Below are 21,478 nucleotides of genomic sequence, written 5' to 3' on the forward strand. Positions count from 1 at the left end.
GCCGTTTAACTCTGTGCTGCTAGAAAGAGAGCGCCCACGAAAGCGGCGAGCAGTGTCATCTCGAACTGGCTGCTTCGCGGGGGCAGGCCCTGGCAGGCTCGCGCGAAACGCTCGCAATCCCAGAAGATTAGATTGTAGGGCTTTGACGAGAGGCGGCGCGCGTTTGCAATCACGTCGTGCGGTTGGAGGGAGCTGAGGAAGCCAAGGACGCGAACGTCTTGACCACCGGAGAAGGTTTCCCAGGATTCTTCACGGACCCCTCCATTCGTTGACGAATTCGAGATCACGTAGGGAAAGCCTCGCCAATCGCGCCGGTCCGAGACGATGCCGAAATGCCAATAGAGGCCAAGAAGGCCTTGAATTTGTACCTTGACCATGCCGCCGGAGCGTAATAGTTGCGGCGAAATATGGTTGTTTTGCATAGTGCACACCTGCATGATTCGCACAGGTGCATGGTATGCACATGTGCACGAGGCGGTCAATGTCCCAGGTACCTCCGATCGTCCCTTATCCAGTTCTGGTGGGTCAGATCATTCAATCCCACCGTGATCAATTAGGGCTCCACCAAAGCCAGATTGCCACTGCGATCGGGTTGAGCAGATCGGCCTATTCGCGGATTGAGAGCGGCGATACGTCAATGACGCTTTCCCAGCTTCGCCCAGTCGCCAGGTCACTGGGGCTCGCTCCAAGTCAGCTTCTTGCGGAGGCCGACAACTACGCAAGCCAGCTTGAGGCGAGCGGCGTATCCGTTCCGGATGTGAAAGCGGTGAATCCGGCAGCGCTTTTGATTGGGCTTGGTCTGCTCGCAGCCTTGATCGCAGCAACGTCGGGATGATGCTGTCGGCGAATGGAGCGTACGGTCCGGAGGGGGTTCCGCCTCAATAGCGCCTACGCGGCCGAGCCGCCGTCCTAAGAGCTAAGAAATGAAAAAAGCTAGTTATATCAGAAGCTTCAGCTAAGTTAATCGCCGCAAGCGGCAACTTTGCTGAACAGTGAATATTGCTTTTCTGGCGAATATTCGCTATAAGACCTAAATTCGCTGCGCACAAAATATGGACCATAAGGCAAATTACGAGCACGACCTCGCGCATGAGGTCGTCTCTCGGTTGATCGACGACCTCAGGGAAATTCCTGAAGTGCGGCCGAGCATGCCTTCCTGGGAGGTCTCAGCACCCGAATTAGGGCGCGAAATCGATGCCACGTTGGGCCTCGACGTCGCCGGCAAGAAATACCTTCTCCTCATTGAAGTGAAGAAGTCGATCTTCCCACGCGATGTCCCTCAACTCCTATGGCAGCTCCATCACTTTGAAAGGCGCCAAGCCAACGCCATTCCGCTAGTCGCGGCTGAGTCGATATCGCCGGGCGCAAAGGATCTGCTGAGGAAGGAGAATGTCGGCTACTATGATACGGGCGGCAGCCTCTTCATCCCCGGCCGAGGGTCTTACGTCTACATCGAGAAGCCGCCGCCAAAAGCGCTCGAAAAACCCGTCCGCAATCTGTTCCGCGGCAAACGCTCCCAAATCCTGCTCGCACTCCTCACGCATCGTGAGCAATGGTTCGGCGTCCTCGAGCTCGCAGCGCTCGCAAAAGTGTCTCCCGCAACGGCATCAGAGACGCTCAGCGCGTTGGACCGATTCGATTGGCTGAGTTCTCAAGGACAGGGTCCGTCGAAGGAACGCCGGCTTATGCAGCCTGCAGCCCTCCTAGACGAGTGGCGGAGGCAGATTCTAGCCGCCTCACGGCCTCCCGCCTATAGGCGCTATTTCGTATCGAGCGGCAACACCGAAAATCTCGTTGAACGTCTCGCGGAGTTGTGTCGCGAACGTCATGTCCAATATGCAATCACCGAGGAAGCCGCTGCACAATATTATGCTGCTTACCTGACGCATGTGTCCCAAGTGTCCTGCCGTATGCGTACCAGCAGGGCTGCCAACGATGTCGTGGTGGCGCTGCAAGCGCGCATCGTCAATGAAGGCGCCAATCTCAATGTGATCGAAACGCGCGATGAAGGGGATTTTCTTTTCACCCAATCCAAACGCGATATTTGCCTCGCGAGCCCGGTACAAGTTTATCTTGATCTTCTACGCAGGCCCGGTCGCGCCAAAGAACAGGCCGAACATCTGCGCCAAGAGATAATAGGTTTCTGACGATGAAACCCCAAAAAGCAGCTGGCTACGACACGCGCGTCACCGATGCCTGTGAGCGGGTGCTGGTCACCCTTCTACGCAATCTCGGGCCGTGGAAGAAGTCGATCTTCCTCATTGGCGGTCTGACGCCACGCTATCTTGTTCCCGATCGCCCGCCGAAAGTCCCGCCGCACGCTGGCACCGGCGACGTCGATGTCGTCGTCGAGCTTGCGATTTTGGAAGACACCGAGGCGTATCATACGCTTGAGGAGAACCTGCAAAGGCTTGGCTTCGAACGCGCCGAAAACAGCAAAGGGAACAAGGTCTCTTGGCGCTGGCAGATTCGTCCCAAGGGAGGGCCGACCATCATTTTAGAACTCTTGGCCGACAATCCCGGTCTCTCGGGCGGAAAGGTGCGAGAGCTACCGACCAAGGGTAAGATCTCCGCTCTAAATATTCCTCATTCGTCCATGGTCTTTGATCATCATAACGAGTTGGAGGTCGAGGCGGAACTCCTCGATGATCGCGGCGTCACCAAAGAAATCGTTCGATATGCCGATATCGTCAGCTTTACTTGCCTGAAGGCTTTTGCTTTCGACGACCGCAATGAACCGAAGGACGCGCATGATCTCGTCTATTGCCTGGAGTTCGGCCAAGGAGGACCAGAGCAAGCCGCCAAGCATTTCGCCGCCGCCCGTGAAGGAAAGCACCGAGACGCCATTGGGAAGGCCGTCGACATCATCCAACGTCATTTTGTCGATGACGCAACAACCGAAGGATATCGAAAGGTGGGACCGGTCGCCGTCGCAAGGTTCGAGTTCGACGATGGCGACGAGGCCCGGGAGAACCGCTTGTTGCGACAACGCCAGGCTGCCGATGTCGCTATGCGGTTTCTGAAAGTACTTGGTTGACGCTTATTTTTCTCGGCACCGTTAAACTGCACTTACTCAAAATGCGATACCGAAGGTGTGCTTTCCCAGGTTCGGTCTAGGTGCCAATCATCCACTAACTCAGAGCGACCCATGCCAAAGGTCATACTCATCGCCGGCACAGCCAATACAGGCAAGACGAAATCCATCCGGCTATTCTTGGAAAACCTCGGAATTTTTCACGACAAGCACAATGGCGACCTTGTGCTTGTCGTTCCGCCGCTCGCTGCAGGAAAGAAGCGCGTCCTTGGAATCGCGACAGGCGGAGACAATCTGAGTGTCGTAAGCAGGAGCCTTACTTTCATTGACCAGCACAACTGGGATGTGATCGTTTGCGCTTCTAAGTCGCAAGGCGTTACGCTCGGCTACGTCCAGCGGTTCGCAGCCAGCCATAACGCGCAGCTCGTCATCATCAACACCAAGCGCGAGAAACCTGGCGCCGTGGCGGCAGCAATCCGTAGCACAGCCGCGCAGATTTCGCAGAACCAATGAGCCAGACCTGCGTCAGCCCGGCTATCGACCTCGATAGGATCTATCGGGAGGTGCTCGCCGAAGTGCACCGCGCTTTCGTGTTTATGCGCCTCGGCCATCGGGGCGTGTCGCTCTGGCATTTTGACGAAACGGAGTTGCCCGGAAGCCTTCGAATATTGGTAGTGCCGGAGCCAATGCCGGAGCACGTACTCAAGGAATATAATGAGCAGTACGTTTCCTGGATTCTAGGAAATGGTCTGCGCGACCTTGTTGAAGCCTTCGCGCATTTCCTCGACCAAATCTACGACTCGGGCCTGACTCTCGCGCCGTCGGTCGATCAAGCCAAACGCATGAAGAAATTCGAGCGGGTGTCGCTTGGTGCGAAGGTCAAAATCCTCAAAGATGAATTCCAGGTCGAAGGAATCTACGCCCGCCATTTTGAAAGTTTTGTGTCGGCGCGCAACGCGCTAGCTCACGGCTCGGGGGTTGTCCGGCAGAAGCACTGCACCGATGGCGATGAATTGGTCATCACCTGGCTCGGTTTGGACCCCAGTTTGTTGGCTTCTGACGGTAATCGGTACGAGGCAAATAAACTGCCAGCGGGCGCGCAATTCGTCGAACCTCTTCGGCACGAAAGGCCGGTGCGCGAGCGTCGCTGGAGGGTGGGGGAACGTATCCGGTTGACCGCAATGGACCTTGCCGAGATCACTTATATGGCAAGCCACGAAGCTATCGATGTGTGCGATGCTCTAAGCGAATACGCACTGAAACAGGGCATTAGACTTAAGCAGGTAACGATCATCCGAGGCGGCTCAGACGATCCGCAACCGTAGAAGACCCAAGAACAAGGAACCGAGTTTAACCCGAGTCAGCAGGTTCCGCCCCCTACTAGTACACCGTATTGGCGGTCATGCGCTGCCACAGATCCTTGCGATCCAGCGATTGCCCGTTCAGCGTCACGTCCGCGAATGTGTCGTCGACGACCCGACGGGTAGTTTCGCCATCGTAGACATGCACATGGATGCCCAGTTCCTGCGGCCGATTTGCCGTCCAAAGCACCGCCGGCGTCGATGACCACATGTCGAAGTGGTGGTCGGGGTATTCATCAAGGTTGAGCCGCCGATCGGGCGGCACGTAAGTATTGCTATTACTGAACTGGTCGTGGAGCGGCTTGAGCGGAGTTGAAACGATTTTCTTGCTACTCCAGATGCTATCGTTACCACAGTTGCCGCAGAAATGTTTGGAATGGGGCGTGCGTGCAAAGCTTCCCAGGTCCAGGTGAGGATAGCCGCATTTCTTGCAGGTGACGCAGGCTGTCTCGTACTGCTCTTCAATGGACCGAACAAACTCAAACGCCGCCGGCGGCGTGATTTGAATCATGGTGATTTCGGTGCTGACGAAAAGACCGGCATCCTGGTTGTAAGAACACACGATCGCATCAAAGTCGCGGTCCAAGACTTTCTTCTCGGCACCAGAAAATCGCTTGTGCACATGAATCTTCGGTGCACGCCTCTCGATCGGCCGGCTAGAGAGGGCAGGGGGCAATGAACACCAAATACCTATCTCTTCGTACTCGTTGAACGAAACTTCGAGGGGATCAACGACATAACTCATCTCAGTGAGATGGTTGCTGCACAAGACCTCGCCAGATTCCGGCAACGCGGCTATATCCGCATTCGTCCCCCAGTGAATTTGGTGCGTTTTGCAATACCAGCGTGATGCCCCGTTGCGAAATTTCCCACAGGGAACGATGTGGCATGGGAGAAGGGCATTGTTGCCAGATTTTCCCTCGAAATGACCAAACACCTCCTCGGAGCTGACCGCGATGTTCCCGATTGTCCGACCGGGCGCCCAACACACGGCCGCCGCCGCCGAGTATTGCTCATGTTCAAATTCGACATCGCTTTCGTCGGCGTGCTTGCGAATGAATTCTTTCTTTGCCATCCCGGTACCGGGATTGGACCATTCACATTCCCAGACCTCGACCTGCCCGGTTTCTCTGTTCAGTTTGCGTGAATAGAACATCCAAATGTCCGAAGCCCTGCTTGGAGTTGCTCGCATCGCCGTCGGTTGACGAGACGTATAACTCGGCGCATATTTTGTGTGTATCTTCGTGTGTTTTTCGCTTAAGTATCTGATATATATACGGTAAGGGCGGGAAGATTCAATGGCAAAACCGGTCGAAAGCATCGTAAGAAACACCTTGGCCGACAATGGCCGCGTGTCCAAGCTGCAGGCCGCCATCGAATATGGCTGGGCGCGAGCCAAAGCCCATCCCGATCATTTGAAGTTCCGCCGGGGCTGCACCCGGGCGAGCTTGATGTGGGAAGCCACCGTCGAGAAGGCAATCGAATTGTTCGCTGGCGATCATGGCGTCCATGTCGACGAGCATTTTGATACGGTCTCCTTCATCTTCGACGGACTGGTACTGGTGCGCTTTAAGAAGGCCGACGCCAAGCTCCACTCGAGCAACTACCCGACCCTACTCGCCGAATTATTTCATGAAGTGACACCCGACCTGTTTGGCTATGCCGGGGAGCAGCGCGTCGAGGCGGTGTACGTCCTCAACCAGTACAACACCGAGATCGTATGGACGGGCGTTGTGGCCCGCGATGGCGACGAGGTGATCTGGAAGTTCGAGTTCGACGAAGATGCCAAGCCGATGGTCCTGCGCCCTGCTACCGAAAAGAGGTCCACTGCGAAGCTGGCGAAGGTCAAGAAACCGGACGCCGAGAAGAAGAAAAAGTCGGGCGAGTAACATGCCTGATCAGTTCAATCATCATCTGCTGCTGCTCGCGCGGCAGTATCGGGAGAGGAGTCAGGCGTCGGTCGCAACCGGCGCGGGCCTCACCCAGCCACATTATTCCCGCATCGAGAGCGGTCTGCTCCAGGGCGATCCCGCTGAGGAGAACGTCGGGCGCATTGCCAAGACCTTGGCATTCCCAGTCAGCTTCTTCTATCAGCCGGATCACATGGCAGGACTGCCTCTCAGCATGCATCCTATGCATCGCAAGAAGGAGAGTGTCGGCGAGAAAACCGTGAAGCGGCTCCACGCAGAATTGAATATCCGCCTCATGCATGTCCGCCGTCTCTTGAAGGCGACGGAGACCGAGGAGGAATTGCCTCGGCCACGCTATGACGTTGATGATGCCGGCGGCCCGCGTGAGATCGCGCGTAAGGTCCGAAGCGCATGGATGATTCCGCCTGGTCCAATTGACAATCTGATCCATTATGCAGAACGCGCTGGCATTTTGGTGGTGATGTGCGATTTGGACACGAAGATCGATGGCGTGACGATGCAGGAGCGTGACTTGCCGCCCTGCATCTTCTTGAACAAGAACGTTCCCGCCGACCGCATGCGCTTCTCACTCGCGCATGAAATCGGCCATGTGATCATGCATCGCGTGCCGACCGATACCATGGAAGAAGAGGCCAATACTTTTGCGGGCGAATTACTGACGCCGGCTAAAGAGCTCTATCGCTATTTTATCGGGCGCAAAATCACGCTGGAAACACTGGCGCGCGCGAAAGCCTATTGGCGTGTCTCAATGCAATCCCTTTTGTACCAAGCAAAGGAGGTCGGCGTGTTGGGGCATTATCCAGCCGATCGGTTGTGGCGGCGCATCTCTCAACTGGGGTGGCGTACCAGAGAGCCGGCCGATACAGATTTTGAGCCCGAACAGGCCGATCTCTTTCCCGCTCTGCTCAACCTTCATACGACCGATTTAGAATACAAGCCCGAAGACGTGGCAGGACTTTTTCATATCGACATAAATGATCTGCGCGATCTTTATGGCATTCAGCCAGGTAATCAGCGTTCTTTCTTGCATGTGGTGAAATGATTCAACTTCGAAAGGAAAAATTGCGATGAAAGAACCTGAATTAGATGGTCGCGGTACGCTCTTTGCGGTTTCTGCGCGCGTTTGTCGTTATGCATTGTCTCGCGTGATCTGGTCGTAGGTCGCGCTGGCTCTACACTCCTCAAACTGAATCTAGATTGGTGATTGCGGATCTCTTTGTGCACACGAATTACACATGACGTGCCGCAATGGCTTGAATTAGAATATCTATCGCTGCCACCCATCATCGGTCACACAGAATTATGAGTTGAGCACTCGAACTCAAGCACGGCGATTGGGACGCACCTGTCTCATCCGACGCTCGTGAATGACGTGCGCTCCACTGACCCGCAGCCGATAGGTAAGCATAGGTCCGCTCACGCCATAGAGATTTTGCGCCTGAGAAACCAACCCTTCTCGGACGATATGGATCGCGGCTTCGTTGGGAATGAGCAGAACGCCGGCTAGGAAGTTGGCTTCTGCCTCGATGCCGCCATCGCGAGTGCGGTTCCCGTCCTCGGTTAGGGGCGGGGTACATTTATGGCCTAGAAAGCAGTGGCTCAGCTCGTGGCAAATGTTGCTGCGTTGGCGATGCGGATGGTGCCGGTCGTTGTGGATGATAGCAGTAACGTGCCCGCGTGGAACAGTTACCGCCGAGAATTCTGAACTATTGCGAAGCAGCGGGCAGCGCGGATCTAGTTCGCTGAGCTTGATGAGCTGGATTTCAAAGCGCGCGCAAACGGCCTCGGGGTCGATGGGCGCAATAGCGTCCAGGCCCATCCCCTCGCGAATGCGCAGGGCGATCCGATTTGCTTCGGCTTTGAAACCCCGCCGAAATCCCACTTACGTGCTCCGCAATTTGCTGTAGGTGCCAATTACGATATCTTCGATGATCTTGGCGTTTGTCTTGCTCAAATTTGGATCGGCGCGCAGCAGGGCGGTAATCTCGGCGAGCGGCTCACCTTTCTTCCTGTTGGCGCCACGTATGAATGTCTCTGCTTTAAGGTTGGCCCAAGTGAGCAACGAGGCTAATCCGTTGACGTCGGGCTTGGCCCCTTGCCCGATTCTGGAGAGGGTGGAGGCATTTACGCCGGCTTCTTCAGCAACATCCTTCCAAGTCTTTTGTCTGCTCAGTCGGGCGGCGTTCAAGGCAGCGTAGAAGGCCTCGCTGTCGAAACGGTCTTCTGGCATGGGCACTCCATTGTGAAAATTAAACCAATTGCGATATTGCAATCGAAGCACTTCCTGATTAGATTACTCGAACTGGTTGCGATATCGCAATCTGGCCAAGTATTTGGATTTTAGCGATAGCAACCAGCCTTGGAGGCCTGTCATGAGTGATGTTGTCGAAAAAGCGCCTGTCGAGGGCGGGGCGGGCGGGCACCAGGCCCGCGCCGGTGAATGTGAAATTTCGGTCAAGGCCGGCGTTGAGGTCTTTGAGGTGGTCCCGATCGCCCATGGCCACAGCATCTCCGTCGTCCTCGCCGAGATCGCCCTGAAGCAGGGCGTCACCGTGGAGGAGATCGAGATCTTCAGGGGCGATGAGCTCGAAGCCCTCACTGATATCGTTATCGTGAACGAGGCCTATCCGCACCACCACACGCATCATGTTCACCGCAAAGAGCGGGTGCTGGTCACAGTCTATTACGGTGGCCAGGAGCGGGCGAAGGAGTTCAAGCGTCGCGCCACCATCGATCACGTCCTCGAATGGTCGATAAAGGAGTTCTGCATCGACCCGTCGATGGCCAGCGAAATGGAACTGGCCCTGCATGGCTCAGAAACTGAATTGCCCGGCGACGAGCATGTCGGCCACCTCGCCGGCAAGCACAAGACGCTGGCGCTCGATCTCATCCGTGGCAAGATCTCGAACGGCTAAGACGATGATCACCGATCCTAGCACCGCCAAGGTCGAGGCCGACCTCGCGCAACCCGCCTTCCTGGCGGGTTGCAGGGGTGGGCGCTGGCGCATCGTTTCCTGGCAGGCGCCGATCTTGCGGTTTGCAGTTTCGGCGACGGAGCCTGACGGCAGCGAGACCGAGTACGGCTTCTGGGCGGAGCTTTCCAACTTCCCCGCCCAGAATCCCATGGTCCGCATCTGGGACCTGGGCCGCGATGCGCCCCTCGCGCCCGCGCTCCGCCCGAAAGGCGGACCGCGACTCCAGAAGACTTTTCAGCACTGGGGCGAGGACACCGTCTATCGTCCGTGGGACCGCAAAACCGGTCCCCATGACGCCAATACGCCAAACATGCCGAGCCTCTGTTGGCGACCGGACCGCAGCCTCCTTTTCATCTTCGAAGATCTCCATGGCATCCTTAATAGCAACGCTCGTACGCTCCGCCTTCGGGCCGCCGCCTGACATCCTCTGTGACGCGGCCGTCTGGGACGCCGGCGTCGCCGAACTCCGGCGCCGCGCGGGCGGCTGGCGGGAAAGCGGCGCCTTTCTGCTCGGCTCGAAAGCGAGGCCGCGACGTATCGAGGAATTTGTCTATTACGACGATATCGACCCCGACGCACTCGCGACGGGCATCGTAGTGATCGACGGCCGCAGGCTGGGCAAGCTCTGGGAGCATTGCCGCCGGACGAAGCGCGAAGTCGTCGCGGATGTGCATGTCCACCCCTACGGCTTTGGCCAGAGCCCGTCGGACCAAGGCAATCCCATCATGGCGGAGGCCGGTCACATCGCCTTCATCCTGCCCGATTACGCCGCGGAGGGAACGAGGCCAGGCCAGATCGGCATCTACGAATACCAGGGCAATCGCCGGTGGCGCGACAACAGCTTCAAGGCCGCACCGCCGCTTCATGTCGGATGGTGGCCATGGCGCTAGACCGCCGCCTGTCGCGGGTGAGCAAGATCCTCGTGGACGCCGACGATATCGGCTTTCCGGATGCGGAAGCGCGCCTCAAGGCCTTGACCCTCGAAATCGCGATCGGCCCACAGGCGACCTCGCCCGTGGCGCATGCCGCGATTCTCACGGCGGTGTCGGTCGGCAGCCGCACCTTCGCCGGCGGCGTCAAGGTCACGGGCTCTCTCGACCTGCCCTTGAAATCCTGTCTTCCGCTGGCCGCAAAAACGATCGGCGGAGCAGCCCGGCTCGTTGGTGCGAGAACCTTCGACGGGCCGCCCCGTCAACGGATCGAGATCGGCATGGGCGCCGAAAATGCGGTGGAAGGTGCGCTCTTCCCCTGGTGGAGCGGATGGCGTGCCGGTGTCGACGCCCACCCGCGCACGGGTTCTGACGCTGGACACAATCCGCTCACCGGCATCGCCGCAGGGGCGATGGCCGTTGGCGCCGCCTTTGACGCGGAACGCGGGTTGAAGGTAACGACCGACCGCGAGATTGATCTTTGGCCCGTTAGTGAAACCGAAACACCGCCGGATTTTGCCGAGGTGTTCTTGCCCGGCGCGCTCTGGATGATCGGCCTTGGCAATCTTGGGCAGGCATATATCTGGGCCCTGGCATCGTTGCCTTACGAAGACCCCCAGAAGCTCGAGCTCGTCCTTCAGGATCGCGACCGCATCAGCGAGGACAACTGGGGAACGTCGGTTCTCGTGCATGAAGAGGTCTTTGGCCAGCTCAAGACCAAGGCGGCCGAAGCCTTCACAACGGCGCGCGGGTTCAATGTGCGGCGGGTGGACCGGCGGCTCCTTCAGAACGATAGACTTGAAGATGACGATCCTCGCATGGCCCTGTCGGGCGTGGATCGGGTCGAGGCGCGCAAGGGGATGGCCAGCACCGGCTTTGATTGCATCATTGACGCCGGCCTCGGACGCACTGCCGATCAAGCCGACCGATTCCGCGTCACCGTCTTTGACCAACACAGCCCGATCGACCGGCATTTTGCGAAGCAGGAAGACGAGCCCAAGGACGAAAAGATCCTGGAGAGAGACACATATAAGGAATTGGAAGCGGACATCGGCCGCTGCGGCGCCAGCGAAATCGGCGGAGCCAGCACCGCCGTTCCCTATGTCAGCGCGCTTGCGGCCGCCATGGCCGTGGCGCGGTTGATCGCGGTGGTGTCGAACTGCCCCTGTCCGGAAAATGAGGTCGGAAGAGTATCAAATCTCAGCAAGCGGCGGAAAGCTCCTTCGCGGTCCTTTTCAGCTCGAGGTGCCAGCCATGCGGGTCACCCCACGACTTAAGTGACGGAATGGTTCTATCGACTAGACCGGGGAACGTGGCGCACGAGGTAGAATTGCCTCTATAAGCGGCGGAGGTTCAATATTTTTGCCTGTGCTGATGCATGATGGCTTGCAAAGGTCTGGAAGCTTTTGAGGGCGCCACGGCGGCGCCATAGAAGTCCAAAAACTAGGGATCCCGCCAAATGGCTTTTCGGAGAGGATTGTAAATCCACGCAGTGGCGAGGCATGGGCCCCATAAAGCTGCGGCACGCAAACGGCACGCACTTCGATATAACCCCTTGTATCTTCATCAAACGCGATTGCACGATATTGAATGCAAAAGTTAGCATTTCCGCCGTTTTCCTCTTTCGAACACACCGCTCATAACGAGATGTTGAAAGTTCAACTGGCGCGCGGCGGGAGTAATCTCCCCTCACAATATGTTGCCCAATCCCGCATCAGCCCGATTCTCCTGTTGAATAGATCGCCGCGCCGGTATGCGGCCTCGACCTTGTCTTCAACGGCGTGCGCGAGTGCCATCTCCGAAAGTTCACCGGAATAATCGGTGCATTCCGACACCCAATCCTTGAACGTTGAGCGAAAACCGTGCGCTGTGAGATCCGGGCGGCCCATTCGCTCCAGGAGTACGAGCAGCGCCATGTTGCTCAGCGGCTTGTTGAGTTTGAGCCCAGGAAATACGTAAGGTCCTGTATAGAACCGCTTCATCTCCGCGATGATATCTAGCGCTCGGGTACATAGCGGCACGCGGTGTTCGCGGCTGGCTTTCATTCGAGACGCGTCAACGATCCAGACACCCTCCTTGATCTCGGTGTCGGGCATGTCGAGAACTTCCGACGTGCGTGCCGCGGTCAGAATCAGGAATTCTAATGCGCGCGCCGCGACGCCGTTCTCGTCTCTAAGCAGGGTCATGAATGCCGGCAGTTCGGCATACGGAAGCGCCGCATGATGCTTGACCTTGCGCACGCGCGAGCGCGCCGGCAAGAGCTTGTCGAGATGGCCACGCCAGCGCGCGGGATTGTCGCCCGTGCGGAGGCCGCGCACCTTTGCCCAATCAAGAATCACTTCAATGCGCCCACGCACGCGGCCAGCGGTTTCGGCTTTGGTCGACCAGATCGGTTCCAGGATATCGCCGATGTGTCCGGTTTCTATGCTCTGTACCGGCAGATCGCCGATCGTCGGATAGGCGTAGGTCTCAAGCGTGGCTGTCCATTGCGCGCCGTGTTTTTTGTTTTTCCAAGCCGCCTTATGCGACGCGATGTATTTCTCGGCACAGATCTTGAAGGTCACGTTCTTGGCGGCATCGAGCGCGGTTTTCATACGTGTCGCGCGTCGTGCATCGATCGGATCGACGCCCTGGTTTACCGATTTCCGGCACACCTTTGCGAGATCGCGCGCTTCCGCGAGCGAGTAGGTCCCGAGCGGACCCAACCCCATCTCGCGTCGCTTCTGGTTCAGCGAGTAACGGAACAACCACGATTTGGCAGGTCCGCCATTGCCCGCGGTTACTTGCAAATAGAGCCCGTCACCGTCGGCGTAGTAGCCAGGTTCGCAGAGCTTCGATACTTTGAGGGCAGACAGTCGATGAAGCAGGAGCACCATACATACCTCGGTGCCACCCGAGTTCGAATCCCATGTCTTCCGCCAAACCCGCTGTCATCTGTACCCACCACTCTACCCACCAGCTTGACGCGGTTTTGGCCGAACATTGGAGAACGACCACGGACGCACATTAGAGCGTAAGTGCTTGTGTCTTCTAGGATATCGCGGGCAACGGCGAACACCGGCGAACGGTAGACTGGCGGAGCCGGAGGGATTCGAACCCTCGATACGTCTTTACAAACGTATAACGGTTTAGCAAACCGCCGCCTTCAGCCTCTCGGCCACAGCTCCCGCGTCTTTTCAGACATTCCGTTGTAGGAATTCAGACTTCTGGCCCTTTTTTGTTCCTCAACGCAAGCCTTTTTTCTTGCGTGGAATCCACGCACCGAGCGCGTCCGGATGAACCTGATGTTCGCTGGTCGACCGTGTCGGGTGCCGAACAAGTCTCCTGATCTCGTCAACGATGCGTTCGCCCACACCGGCGCGAGGCGCCGTGACGATGGCGGCGGGCAGCTGGCCGGCACCGGATTCGTGTCCTCGAAGGTTGCAAAGGCGCGCTCCGACCTGGAGGCGGCCGGCCTTTCCCGGCCTGGTCGATATCCGCGAAGGTGACGCCCGCCAAACGCTGTGTGACATCGAGGGCGACCTCGTGCTGCTCGACGGAGCCGGCGGCGATCTCGTCTCTGCCGTTCGCCTCGCCGGCCTGCGCACCGCCCATCTCGCACTTGCGGTAGCCGTCGCGTGCAAAGTCCGGCGGTGCCGCGATTCAAAGCTTGCGGCAACCGCCCGACAGGCGCAGCATTCTGCCACAGCGGGGGCAGACCCATCGGGCGCCAGCCCCGCCGCAGCTCCGCCCCGCATCCTGCGGCTCCGGATTTGCCGCGGGTCCTCGATGCGGTCGGCAACACCGTCTTGGAGGAGCGACACATGCTGGTCAAACACATCCTGGGCGAAAAGGGCCGCGAGGTCATCGCCATAAGCGCCGACGCCACCCTGTCGGAGGCGGCCCGCCTGCTCGCGCGCAAGCGCATCGGCGCCGTCGTGGTGCGCGATGCCGCCGGCGCGCTCGCCGGCATCATCTCGGAGCGCGACGTGGTGCGTGCCGTCGCGGAGGAGAGCGTCTCGGCGCTCGCCCGTCCGGTCAGCGCCTATATGACCCGCGCCGTCGCCACCTGCAGCGATTGCGACACGGTCCAGGACCTGATGGAGATGATGACCATCGGCCGCTTCCGCCATGTCCCGGTGCTCGACAACGGCCTGGTGACCGGCATCGTCTCGATCGGCGACGTGGTGAAGACCCGCATCGCCGAAACGGTGCAGGAAGCCGCCTCCCTGCGCGAATACATCACCGCGGCCTGAGCTTCGCATAGCGCGCCGGCGTCTCGCCCATCTGCTGCCGGAAGGCGGCGATGAAGGCGCTGGTGCTGGCATAGCCCGCCTGCGCCGCGGCCTGGGTGACGCTCGCGCCGCCATGCAGCGCCGTGACCGCATGGATCAGGCGCAGGCGCTGGCGCCATGCGACGAAGCGCATCGCGGTCTGGGCCAGGAAGCCCCGCTGGATCGTCCGTACACTGATCCCGGCGGCGCGCGCCAGCGCCGCCAGCGTGCGCCCGTCGGCGGGATCGGCCCATAGCCGCTCCGCCAGCGCCCGCAGCCGGACGTCGCGCGGCATCGGCAGCTGCAGCAGCAACCCGCGCGCCGCGCCCAGCCGGTCGAGGAACACGCCGGCCAGCCGCGCATCCGCCGCCGCGTCCTCGCGCAGCATGCCGCGTTCGACGATGTGCAGGATCAGCGCGCGCAGCAGCGGATCGACCTCGAGCGCCGCGCATTGCGGGGGCAGGGCGGCGGCGCGCTCCGGCGGCACATAGATCGTGCGCATCGCCACGGTGCCGCGCATCGCGATGGCATGCACGACGCCCGGCGGCGCCCACAGCGCCCGGCCCGGCGGCACCAACCACAGCGCGGCCGCCGCCGCGACCCGCATCGTCCCGCTGCTCGCGAAGATCAGCTGGCCCCAGTCATGGGCATGGGGTTCGAGCACGTGCCCGTCCCCATAAGTCAGTCCGACGCTGCGCAGCGCATATCCCATGGCGCCACTGTCGCATTTTCGACAGAACCTGTCAGGAGTGCTGTATCGCGCCGGGCGGCTGGGCGGCTAATCTCCACCTCGATCTTTTCCTCCCTCGTGGTTACGGGGGGAGGGGGATCATCCGCCGGAGCTTCAGCGTAGGCGGATGGTGGAGGGGGCAGATGCCGACGTTGGCCCCTCCGCCTCGCTTTGCTCGGCAACCTCCCCGTGACCCGGCGGAGGAAACAGGAGATGCCCCATGCCCAACCACGTGAAGTTCTTCTCCATCATGGTCGACGACGATGTCCGCGCCCGCAAATTCTACGAAACCGTGTTCGGCTGGCGCTTCGAGGATTGGGGGCCGCCCGGCTTCTACCTGATCCGCGGCGCCGGCCTCGAAGGCTCGCTGCACACGCGGCGGGAGCCGCTCACCGGCACCGGCTACCGCGCCTTCGAGATCACCGTCGGGGTCGACGACGTCGACGAGATCGCGCGCCGGGTGAGCGCTGCGGGCGGCACCATCACCATGCCGAAGATGCGCATCGAGACGGTGGGCGAGCTGCTCTACTTCGACGACCCGGAGGGCAACCGGGTCGGCGCGATGAAATACGACGCCGCCTACGAAGCGCAGCGGCGCGCGTCGTGAGCGTGCTGGACGATCCGGCGCTGGAAGCCTTCCTCGACGCGCTGCACGCCCGAAGCGAAGGCCAGACCGACGCGATCGAAGGCTATTTCCGCCGCCGCATCGCCGACGGCACGCTGAGCTGGGACGGTTTCGACGGCGAGAGCAACGCCTTCTTCGCCGACAAGATGGTGGCGCTGGAGAAGGTCAAGGCGGAGTATTGCTATCTGCTCTGCCGGGCGCTGAACGCAAGGCGCGTCGTGGAATGCGGCACCTCTTTCGGCGTCTCGACGCTCTATCTCGCCGCCGCGCTGCGCGACAACGCCGCCGCGTCCGGTGCCGAAGACGGATCGGGCGCCGTCGTCATCGCCACCGAATACGAACCGGTGAAGGCGCGGGCCGCGCGCCGCAATTTCGAAACCGCGGGACTTGCCGCCTTCGTCGATCTGCGCGAAGGCGATCTCAGGGAGACGCTGCGCGCGATCCCAGGCCCGGTCGATTTCGTGCTGCTCGACATCTGGACCGAGGCGGTGATGCCCGCGATGGCGCGGATCGCGCCGCATCTGCGGCCGGGCTCGGTCGTCGTCGCCGACAACACCGTGTCCGCCCGCCGCGGCTACGACGCCTATTTCGCTTTCATCGCCGATCCCGCGAACCGGCTGCGCAGCATGACGCTGCCTTTCGAAGGCGGCTTGGAGGTGACGGTGCGGATCTAGTTCCCGGAACAAGCGGAACAGGGTCTCGGTCGCGGCGTTGCTCTTCCACAACGGGAGAAAAACATGAAACACGCCGTTTTTGCGGGCGCCGCCTTGGCCATGGTGCTGAGCGCCGCGACCGCCCAGACCATGCCGAATGCCAACCAGACGCCCGTGCAGTCCAATGGCACCACCGCGATGCCGAATGCCAACCAGACGCCGGAAGGCTCCAACAGGACTCCGAGCGCGACGCCCGGCACCCGTGTCAGCCCCGACGGCACCGCCCTGCCGGACGGCACGACGGCGGGGACGACGGGCACGGTGATGCCGTCGCCGACCACCAGCTGCGTGCCGGGTGCGGTCCCGTCCTGCCCGACGCCCAGCCCGCTCTGCGCGCCGGGTCCGGCACCGCAGGCGGGCGCGCCCGCGACGCTGCCCGGCTCGACCAATTGTCCGGCCAATCGCGTCCCATAGGCGCACCGGCGCTGCGGTTCCCGGAACGGCCGCCGGAGCGCTGCGTTGTAGGACCAGTCAAACTTTGGAGTGCTTCATGAACCGCTTGCTACTCGGTACTGCGCTGGCCGGAACCCTCGCGCTGATCGCGCCGGCTTTCGCGCAAAACGTCTATCACACCAATCCGACGCCGGCGGAGCGCACGCAGACCAACACGCTCAACAGCGATGCCGCCGACGACGCGACGGATGCGGACGACACGGATGCGGACGACAACGCCGCCACCACGGCGAAGCCGAATGCAGACTACAACGCCGCCCGCTCCGACTACGACCGCAAGATCCAGGAGAACCAGGCCGACCGCGCCGCCTATGAACGCGACCGTGCCCGCTACCACGCCGAGCGCGCAGGCTATGTCCATCGCTGGGACGCATTCTACGGCTATAGCCGCTTCCGCGGCGTCGACGGCATGTCCGAGAGCGATCTGGTGGGCCTGCGCGTCAATGCCCGTGCCGGCATAGCGGTCGGACGCATCCGCGACGTCGATGTCGACCGGGACGGCCATGTGACCCGGGTCGCCGTCCATCTGCGCGGCGGCGATGTCGCTTGGCTCGATCCCGACGATCTGCGATTCGATCCCGCGGCGCGCGTCGCGGTCACCGACCTCACCCGCGACCAGGTCTACGACATGTCGCATACCCCATCTCCGCGCTTCTAGGAGTGTTGCGTAAGAAGCACGAAAGGCCGGCCATCGTGCCGGCCTTTCGCTTTTGTCACGGAACGGCGGCCTCCGGCCCGCGTTCTTGAAATGAACCTGAAGGCGCTGCTGTCATGGCCATCTCGAAATTCGCCGTCGCCGCTGTCGCCGCCATCCTTGCCGGCGGTGCCACGGCGGGCCTTGCCGGCAACGACGCCAGTGCCGCCGCCGGCGAGCAGGCGAGCGCCACCGTCCGCACCACCCCGATCGCCGCCATCGCCGATCCGCAGCGCGCCTTCCGCGACGTCGCCGTCCAGTTCAATTCGGGCAAGACCTTCGGCCGTGTCGTCGCGGTCTCGACCAATGGCGCGGGCCGGGTGCAGCGCATCCGCGTCGCGCTCAGCGACATGCCGTCGGAGCAGATCTGGCTGGACCGCGACGATCTGGTCTACAGCCGTGCGCACGACGTGATCATCGCCCACGACGTGCACGCCCCGGCCATCGCCGTCGCCGACGCGCGGTAGACGCTACATCCCGATCGCTTCGCGCAGCGCCGCGGTCCAGGGCAGCCAGCGCGCATCGGGGCCGCTCATCCCGTCCCACAGCATGTTGTTTCCGACATAGCCGACGGCGACGCCGCGTCCCAGATGGGCGAAGCCGATCCGTCCGCCCGCTCCGTCATGGCCGAACGAGCCCTCGCCCAGCATCGGCGCGAAGGCCCGCGTCAGCTGATAGCCCAGCCCGTAGCGCAGCGGCGACGGACTCCGCAGCAGCGCGAAGTCGCCCGGGGCGCTCAGCCCGTCGGTCTGCGGCACCGTCGCACGCGCGATGCTTTCCGGCCTGAGCAGCCGCACCCCGTCGACCGGTCCGATCGTCGCGGCATACATCCGCGCCAGCGACGCGGCATTGCCGATCATGTTCGCGGCCGGGATCTGCGCTGCGTGGCCGTCGCGCGAATTGAGCAGCGCCATGCCCTCCGTCATGCTGGTCATCGCCGCGAAAAACGTCTGTGCCACAGCGCTTTCCGCGTCGATGCCGAGTCCGGCCGCCAGCAGTTTCATCTGCTCGGGATCGAGCCCCTTGCGGCTCGAGAAATGCGGCGCGACCCGCGCCTCCTCGCCGGCCGGCAGGCCGATCCACAGGTCGAGCCCCAGCGGCCCGGCGATCTCCTCGGCGAAGAAATCGCCGGGCATCTTGCCGGTGATGCGCCGGATGACCTCGCCGACCAGGAAGCCATAGGTCACCGCGTGGTACATATACGCCGTGCCCGGCTCCCACAGCGGCGCCATCGCCGCCAGCGCGGTGGTGCAGCGCTCCCAGTCCAGCAGGTCGCGCGGCCCCATCCCCGCCGCCGGATCGAAGCCGAACAGTCCCGCGCGATGCGCCAGCAGGTCCGCCACCGGCATCTGCGCCTTGCCGTTCTGCGCGAACTCGGGCCAGTAGCGCGCCACCGGCGCGTCGAAATCGAGCAGGCCGCGCTCCGCCAGCATATGCGCCATCGTCGCCGTCGCGCCCTTGCTGACCGAGAAGCAGACCGTGAGGCTGAGGTCCGTATACGGACGGTCCCGCGCGGTGTCGCGGCCGCCCCACAGGTCGACGACCTTCTCGCCGCGCCGATAGACGCAAAGCTGCGCCCCGCCTTCGTCCGCCGCCTGGCCTTCCGCGAAAGCATCGCGAAGCTTCTCGAAGCCCTTTGCGACGGTACCGTCGATATCCATGGATCTCCCCGAAGATGGCTCTGCGACAAGCATAAGGCATCATCCCACCTCCCCCAACGGGGGAGGTCGAAACGCGAAGCGTTTCGGGTGGGGTCAGCCCGCTACGATCTCCCCCAGCGCCGCGTGCCATCCCACCCAGCGCGGGTCGGGCTTCATCGAATCCCACAGCATGTGATTGCAGACATAGCCCACCGCGAAGCCGCTTTCCGGATGCGCGAAGCCCAGCCGTCCGCCGGCGCCCGAATGTCCGAACGAGCCCGGCCCCAGCTTCGGCGAGACCGGGCCGTCGAGCTCATAGCCGAGCCCCAGCCGCATCGCGCCCGCGCCCGGCAGCTTGGCGAAATCGCCCGGAGCGGTGAGTCCCTCGGTGCGCCAGGCGCGCGCCCGCTCCATCGTGTCGGCCCCGAACAGCCGCACGCCGTCGACCGCGCCGATGGTCGCCGCATAGAGCCTGGCAAGCGCCCGCGCCGTCCCGATCCCGCCGCCCGCCGGGATGACGGCGGCGTGGGCCGCGCGCGTGTTCAGCACGTCGAAGTCCGGAAAGGTCCGCAGGCTCTGCGCCGCCATCGCGCGTCCGAGCCGGGTGTCGAAATCGACGCCCAATTCCTTCTGCCGCGCCACCAGCCGCGCCATGTCGAACGGCTTTCCCGGCAGGAAATGCGGCGCCACGCGATGCTCCTCGCGCGCCGGCAGCCCGAACCACAATTCGATGCCCAGCGGCCCGGCGATCTCGTCCGCGAAGACCTGTGCGAACGGCTTACCCATGGCGCGCGCGATCGTCTCGCCGACGAGGAAGCCATAGGTCAGTGCGTGATAGGCGAAGGCGGTGCCCGGCGCCCACAGCGGCGCCATGCGCTCCAGCAGGCCGACGCATTTGTCCCAGTCGCACATGTCCTCGACCGCGAAGCCGCTGTCGGCCTCGAAATTCACCAGCCCGGAGCTGTGCGTCAGCAGGTGCGAGACGGTGATGTCGGCCTTGCCGTTCTGCGCGAAGTCCGGCCAGTAGCGCGCCACCGGCGCGTCGAGGTCGAGGCGGCCGCGGTCCGCCAGCACATGCGCCAGCGTCGCGGTGACGCCCTTGCTCGCCGACATCAGGATGACGAGGGTTTCGTCCGTATAGGGACGGTCATGGACCTTGTCGCGCCCGGCCCACAGGTCGACGACGGGCTCGCCATGGCGGTAGACGCAAAGCTGCGCCCCGCCGGCATCGCCCGCCTGCGCCGCCGCGAACGCCGCGCCCACGCGCTCGAAACCCGGGGCGACCGTGCCGCTGCAATCCATATGCTTTCCTCCAACGCACAATTGTCATCCCCGGCGAGCATCGCGCGCATGGCGCGCGATGCAAGGGAAGGGGACCCAGGTGGGAAATTCCGTGACGGTGTTCGCTGCCTGGGTCCCCTTCCCCTCGCGCCGCTTCGCGGTGCTCGGCGGGGGATGACAATTGTGCGTTGGATTTCAAGGAACGCAACGCCGGGCTGCCTCGGCGTTATTCTCCGCCCACGGACGAGCTCACATCTCCGCCATCTGCAGCACGATCCCGCGCGTCCCGTGCGGCAGCGGCAGGCTGCGGAATTTCGTATGCGGCCGCGCCTTGGTCACCGCCATCAGCACGGCGCGGCGGATGTCGCGCTCCAGCGCATCCGCGATCGCGCGGGGCAGCTCGACGCCGCCCAGCTCCACCACGATCCGCGTTCCCGCGCCTTGCGCCTGCGCCGGCAGCGCCGCCAGCGCCGCGGTCGCTGCTCCCAGCAAAGCCCGCCGGCTCGTGGCTTTTTTTGTCCCGTCGGCCATTTCCGCCTTCTTTCACGCCTGCATGCACACCGGGAGAAACTTTAGCACGCCCGCAGCGCCGCATCGTGTAAGGTGAATTTCGACATAAAGTTACGCCGCACCTGCGAACCTCTACATGATGTGTCTGGGAATGCCCCGCAGGGCCGCCTTCGCGCACCTATCCACAGGGCCCTGAAAAAATCGTGTTTTTCCGGTCTTTTACCGTTTGACAGGCTTTGGGCCTCCGCCTATACACCGCGCCCACGCCGAACGCGGGTGACGAGCTCGCGAACGGTGTTGCGGCCGGAAGACAAAGGTTTGTCTGCCGGAAGCGCTCTTTGACATTGTG

At 61.8% G+C, this 21,478-nt stretch carries 26 protein-coding genes and 1 tRNA gene; 17 read left to right on the forward strand and 10 right to left on the reverse strand.

Annotated elements, in window-relative coordinates; genetic code table 11:
* Positions 1 to 5 precede the first annotated feature (5 nt).
* Positions 6 to 422 (reverse strand): hypothetical protein, encoded by a 417-nt coding sequence (locus WDM91_19455; protein MEI9996785.1) that lies wholly within the window; start codon positions 420 to 422, stop codon positions 6 to 8.
* A gap of 59 nt (positions 423 to 481) precedes the next feature.
* Here WDM91_19455 and WDM91_19460 point away from each other — a divergent pair, with 59 nt between their 5' ends.
* From WDM91_19460 to WDM91_19480, 5 genes are all read left to right on the forward strand, one after another.
* Positions 482 to 835 (forward strand): helix-turn-helix transcriptional regulator, encoded by a 354-nt coding sequence (locus tag WDM91_19460; GenBank protein MEI9996786.1) that lies wholly within the window; start codon positions 482 to 484, stop codon positions 833 to 835.
* 271 nt (positions 836 to 1,106) lie between these two features.
* Entirely contained in the window at positions 1,107 to 2,147 is a 1,041-nt protein-coding gene (locus WDM91_19465; GenBank protein ID MEI9996787.1) for a type IV toxin-antitoxin system AbiEi family antitoxin, read from the forward strand.
* A 2-nt stretch (positions 2,148 to 2,149) separates the two neighbouring features.
* The gene (locus WDM91_19470) at positions 2,150 to 3,037 is read left to right on the forward strand and encodes a nucleotidyl transferase AbiEii/AbiGii toxin family protein (GenBank protein MEI9996788.1); all 888 of its coding nucleotides are present in this window, start codon (positions 2,150 to 2,152) and stop codon (positions 3,035 to 3,037) included.
* Positions 3,038 to 3,148: 111 nt separating this feature from the next.
* Entirely contained in the window at positions 3,149 to 3,547 is a 399-nt protein-coding gene (locus tag WDM91_19475) for a hypothetical protein (GenBank protein MEI9996789.1), read from the forward strand.
* Positions 3,544 to 4,359 carry a hypothetical protein gene (locus tag WDM91_19480; protein ID MEI9996790.1) on the forward strand — a complete coding sequence of 272 codons (816 nt, stop codon included), beginning with the start codon at positions 3,544 to 3,546 and terminating at the stop codon, positions 4,357 to 4,359. The genes WDM91_19475 and WDM91_19480 overlap by 4 nt, the downstream gene beginning before the upstream one ends.
* A gap of 55 nt (positions 4,360 to 4,414) precedes the next feature.
* Here WDM91_19480 and WDM91_19485 read toward each other — a convergent pair whose 3' ends face one another.
* Positions 4,415 to 5,551 (reverse strand): hypothetical protein, encoded by a 1,137-nt coding sequence (locus WDM91_19485; GenBank protein ID MEI9996791.1) that lies wholly within the window; start codon positions 5,549 to 5,551, stop codon positions 4,415 to 4,417.
* A 142-nt stretch (positions 5,552 to 5,693) separates the two neighbouring features.
* On the opposite strand from WDM91_19485, the gene WDM91_19490 reads away from it, so the two are divergent.
* Together WDM91_19490 and WDM91_19495 are read left to right on the forward strand one after the other, a co-directional pair.
* Positions 5,694 to 6,284, forward strand: a complete 591-nt coding sequence (locus WDM91_19490; GenBank protein ID MEI9996792.1) for a hypothetical protein — start codon at positions 5,694 to 5,696, stop codon at positions 6,282 to 6,284.
* 1 nt (position 6,285) lies between these two features.
* A complete protein-coding gene (locus WDM91_19495; protein ID MEI9996793.1) occupies positions 6,286 to 7,368 on the forward strand; it encodes an XRE family transcriptional regulator in 1,083 nt (360 codons plus the stop codon).
* 279 nt (positions 7,369 to 7,647) lie between these two features.
* Here WDM91_19495 and WDM91_19500 read toward each other — a convergent pair whose 3' ends face one another.
* Both WDM91_19500 and WDM91_19505 read right to left on the reverse strand, forming a co-directional pair.
* On the reverse strand, positions 7,648 to 8,208 hold the full coding sequence (locus WDM91_19500; protein ID MEI9996794.1) for an ImmA/IrrE family metallo-endopeptidase: 561 nt from the start codon (positions 8,206 to 8,208) through the stop codon (positions 7,648 to 7,650).
* Positions 8,209 to 8,556, reverse strand: a complete 348-nt coding sequence (locus tag WDM91_19505; GenBank protein ID MEI9996795.1) for a helix-turn-helix domain-containing protein — start codon at positions 8,554 to 8,556, stop codon at positions 8,209 to 8,211.
* Between the two features lie 142 nt (positions 8,557 to 8,698).
* On the opposite strand from WDM91_19505, the gene WDM91_19510 reads away from it, so the two are divergent.
* The 4 genes from WDM91_19510 to WDM91_19525 are packed head-to-tail and all read left to right on the forward strand — an operon-like array spanning position 8,699 to position 11,507.
* The gene (locus WDM91_19510; protein ID MEI9996796.1) at positions 8,699 to 9,241 is read left to right on the forward strand and encodes a hypothetical protein; all 543 of its coding nucleotides are present in this window, start codon (positions 8,699 to 8,701) and stop codon (positions 9,239 to 9,241) included.
* Positions 9,242 to 9,245: 4 nt separating this feature from the next.
* Positions 9,246 to 9,722, forward strand: a complete 477-nt coding sequence (locus WDM91_19515; GenBank protein MEI9996797.1) for a hypothetical protein — start codon at positions 9,246 to 9,248, stop codon at positions 9,720 to 9,722.
* Positions 9,670 to 10,191, forward strand: a complete 522-nt coding sequence (locus WDM91_19520) for a hypothetical protein (protein ID MEI9996798.1) — start codon at positions 9,670 to 9,672, stop codon at positions 10,189 to 10,191. Before WDM91_19515 ends, WDM91_19520 begins: the two co-directional genes overlap by 53 nt.
* On the forward strand, positions 10,182 to 11,507 hold the full coding sequence (locus tag WDM91_19525; protein ID MEI9996799.1) for a hypothetical protein: 1,326 nt from the start codon (positions 10,182 to 10,184) through the stop codon (positions 11,505 to 11,507). The genes WDM91_19520 and WDM91_19525 overlap by 10 nt, the downstream gene beginning before the upstream one ends.
* 381 nt (positions 11,508 to 11,888) lie before the next feature.
* On the opposite strand, the gene WDM91_19530 is transcribed toward WDM91_19525, so the two are convergent.
* Positions 11,889 to 13,106 (reverse strand): integrase arm-type DNA-binding domain-containing protein, encoded by a 1,218-nt coding sequence (locus WDM91_19530; protein MEI9996800.1) that lies wholly within the window; start codon positions 13,104 to 13,106, stop codon positions 11,889 to 11,891.
* Between the two features lie 197 nt (positions 13,107 to 13,303).
* A tRNA-Ser gene (locus WDM91_19535) sits at positions 13,304 to 13,397 on the reverse strand.
* A 636-nt stretch (positions 13,398 to 14,033) separates the two neighbouring features.
* On the opposite strand from WDM91_19535, the gene WDM91_19540 reads away from it, so the two are divergent.
* Positions 14,034 to 14,465 (forward strand): CBS domain-containing protein, encoded by a 432-nt coding sequence (locus WDM91_19540; GenBank protein ID MEI9996801.1) that lies wholly within the window; start codon positions 14,034 to 14,036, stop codon positions 14,463 to 14,465.
* Here the strand turns inward: WDM91_19540 and WDM91_19545 are convergent.
* Positions 14,452 to 15,195 carry a helix-turn-helix transcriptional regulator gene (locus WDM91_19545; protein ID MEI9996802.1) on the reverse strand — a complete coding sequence of 248 codons (744 nt, stop codon included), beginning with the start codon at positions 15,193 to 15,195 and terminating at the stop codon, positions 14,452 to 14,454. The two genes, WDM91_19540 and WDM91_19545, sit on opposite strands and share 14 nt — an antisense overlap.
* A gap of 238 nt (positions 15,196 to 15,433) precedes the next feature.
* On the opposite strand from WDM91_19545, the gene WDM91_19550 reads away from it, so the two are divergent.
* The 5 genes from WDM91_19550 to WDM91_19570 all read left to right on the forward strand — a co-directional run bounded on the left by WDM91_19550 (position 15,434) and on the right by WDM91_19570 (position 18,165).
* Entirely contained in the window at positions 15,434 to 15,820 is a 387-nt protein-coding gene (locus WDM91_19550; protein ID MEI9996803.1) for a VOC family protein, read from the forward strand.
* Positions 15,817 to 16,512, forward strand: a complete 696-nt coding sequence (locus tag WDM91_19555; GenBank protein MEI9996804.1) for a class I SAM-dependent methyltransferase — start codon at positions 15,817 to 15,819, stop codon at positions 16,510 to 16,512. The genes WDM91_19550 and WDM91_19555 overlap by 4 nt, the downstream gene beginning before the upstream one ends.
* 63 nt (positions 16,513 to 16,575) lie before the next feature.
* Positions 16,576 to 16,965, forward strand: a complete 390-nt coding sequence (locus tag WDM91_19560) for a hypothetical protein (protein MEI9996805.1) — start codon at positions 16,576 to 16,578, stop codon at positions 16,963 to 16,965.
* Positions 16,966 to 17,041: 76 nt separating this feature from the next.
* Positions 17,042 to 17,662, forward strand: a complete 621-nt coding sequence (locus WDM91_19565) for a hypothetical protein (GenBank protein ID MEI9996806.1) — start codon at positions 17,042 to 17,044, stop codon at positions 17,660 to 17,662.
* A 113-nt stretch (positions 17,663 to 17,775) separates the two neighbouring features.
* A complete protein-coding gene (locus tag WDM91_19570) occupies positions 17,776 to 18,165 on the forward strand; it encodes a hypothetical protein (GenBank protein ID MEI9996807.1) in 390 nt (129 codons plus the stop codon).
* Between the two features lie 3 nt (positions 18,166 to 18,168).
* Here the strand turns inward: WDM91_19570 and WDM91_19575 are convergent, their stop codons facing one another.
* The 3 genes from WDM91_19575 to WDM91_19585 all read right to left on the reverse strand — a co-directional run bounded on the left by WDM91_19575 (position 18,169) and on the right by WDM91_19585 (position 21,150).
* Entirely contained in the window at positions 18,169 to 19,359 is a 1,191-nt protein-coding gene (locus WDM91_19575) for a serine hydrolase domain-containing protein (protein ID MEI9996808.1), read from the reverse strand.
* Positions 19,360 to 19,452: 93 nt separating this feature from the next.
* Positions 19,453 to 20,640: a serine hydrolase domain-containing protein gene (locus WDM91_19580; protein MEI9996809.1), complete on the reverse strand. Its 1,188-nt coding sequence runs from the start codon at positions 20,638 to 20,640 to the stop codon at positions 19,453 to 19,455.
* Positions 20,641 to 20,868: 228 nt separating this feature from the next.
* Positions 20,869 to 21,150 (reverse strand): hypothetical protein, encoded by a 282-nt coding sequence (locus WDM91_19585; GenBank protein ID MEI9996810.1) that lies wholly within the window; start codon positions 21,148 to 21,150, stop codon positions 20,869 to 20,871.
* Between the last annotated feature and the right edge of the window lie 328 nt (positions 21,151 to 21,478).

Source organism: Rhizomicrobium sp., assembly GCA_037200385.1.
Taxonomy (GTDB): domain Bacteria; phylum Pseudomonadota; class Alphaproteobacteria; order Micropepsales; family Micropepsaceae; genus Rhizomicrobium.

What these genes read in the sequence shown, in the direction of transcription:
- WDM91_19455 (MEI9996785.1), bottom strand. Translation starts at nt 422, where the DNA reads ATGCAAAACAACCATATTTCGCCGCAACTATTACGCTCCGGCGGCATG.
- WDM91_19460 (MEI9996786.1), top strand. Translation starts at nt 482, where the DNA reads ATGTCCCAGGTACCTCCGATCGTCCCTTATCCAGTTCTGGTGGGTCAG.
- WDM91_19470 (MEI9996788.1), top strand. Translation starts at nt 2,150, where the DNA reads ATGAAACCCCAAAAAGCAGCTGGCTACGACACGCGCGTCACCGATGCC.
- WDM91_19475 (MEI9996789.1), top strand. Translation starts at nt 3,149, where the DNA reads ATGCCAAAGGTCATACTCATCGCCGGCACAGCCAATACAGGCAAGACG.
- WDM91_19480 (MEI9996790.1), top strand. Translation starts at nt 3,544, where the DNA reads ATGAGCCAGACCTGCGTCAGCCCGGCTATCGACCTCGATAGGATCTAT.
- WDM91_19485 (MEI9996791.1), bottom strand. Translation starts at nt 5,551, where the DNA reads ATGTTCTATTCACGCAAACTGAACAGAGAAACCGGGCAGGTCGAGGTC.
- WDM91_19490 (MEI9996792.1), top strand. Translation starts at nt 5,694, where the DNA reads ATGGCAAAACCGGTCGAAAGCATCGTAAGAAACACCTTGGCCGACAAT.
- WDM91_19495 (MEI9996793.1), top strand. Translation starts at nt 6,286, where the DNA reads ATGCCTGATCAGTTCAATCATCATCTGCTGCTGCTCGCGCGGCAGTAT.
- WDM91_19505 (MEI9996795.1), bottom strand. Translation starts at nt 8,556, where the DNA reads ATGCCAGAAGACCGTTTCGACAGCGAGGCCTTCTACGCTGCCTTGAAC.
- WDM91_19510 (MEI9996796.1), top strand. Translation starts at nt 8,699, where the DNA reads ATGAGTGATGTTGTCGAAAAAGCGCCTGTCGAGGGCGGGGCGGGCGGG.
- WDM91_19515 (MEI9996797.1), top strand. Translation starts at nt 9,246, where the DNA reads ATGATCACCGATCCTAGCACCGCCAAGGTCGAGGCCGACCTCGCGCAA.
- WDM91_19520 (MEI9996798.1), top strand. Translation starts at nt 9,670, where the DNA reads ATGGCATCCTTAATAGCAACGCTCGTACGCTCCGCCTTCGGGCCGCCG.
- WDM91_19525 (MEI9996799.1), top strand. Translation starts at nt 10,182, where the DNA reads ATGGCGCTAGACCGCCGCCTGTCGCGGGTGAGCAAGATCCTCGTGGAC.
- WDM91_19530 (MEI9996800.1), bottom strand. Translation starts at nt 13,106, where the DNA reads ATGGTGCTCCTGCTTCATCGACTGTCTGCCCTCAAAGTATCGAAGCTC.
- WDM91_19540 (MEI9996801.1), top strand. Translation starts at nt 14,034, where the DNA reads ATGCTGGTCAAACACATCCTGGGCGAAAAGGGCCGCGAGGTCATCGCC.
- WDM91_19545 (MEI9996802.1), bottom strand. Translation starts at nt 15,195, where the DNA reads ATGGGATATGCGCTGCGCAGCGTCGGACTGACTTATGGGGACGGGCAC.
- WDM91_19550 (MEI9996803.1), top strand. Translation starts at nt 15,434, where the DNA reads ATGCCCAACCACGTGAAGTTCTTCTCCATCATGGTCGACGACGATGTC.
- WDM91_19560 (MEI9996805.1), top strand. Translation starts at nt 16,576, where the DNA reads ATGAAACACGCCGTTTTTGCGGGCGCCGCCTTGGCCATGGTGCTGAGC.
- WDM91_19565 (MEI9996806.1), top strand. Translation starts at nt 17,042, where the DNA reads ATGAACCGCTTGCTACTCGGTACTGCGCTGGCCGGAACCCTCGCGCTG.
- WDM91_19570 (MEI9996807.1), top strand. Translation starts at nt 17,776, where the DNA reads ATGGCCATCTCGAAATTCGCCGTCGCCGCTGTCGCCGCCATCCTTGCC.
- WDM91_19575 (MEI9996808.1), bottom strand. Translation starts at nt 19,359, where the DNA reads ATGGATATCGACGGTACCGTCGCAAAGGGCTTCGAGAAGCTTCGCGAT.
- WDM91_19580 (MEI9996809.1), bottom strand. Translation starts at nt 20,640, where the DNA reads ATGGATTGCAGCGGCACGGTCGCCCCGGGTTTCGAGCGCGTGGGCGCG.
- WDM91_19585 (MEI9996810.1), bottom strand. Translation starts at nt 21,150, where the DNA reads ATGGCCGACGGGACAAAAAAAGCCACGAGCCGGCGGGCTTTGCTGGGA.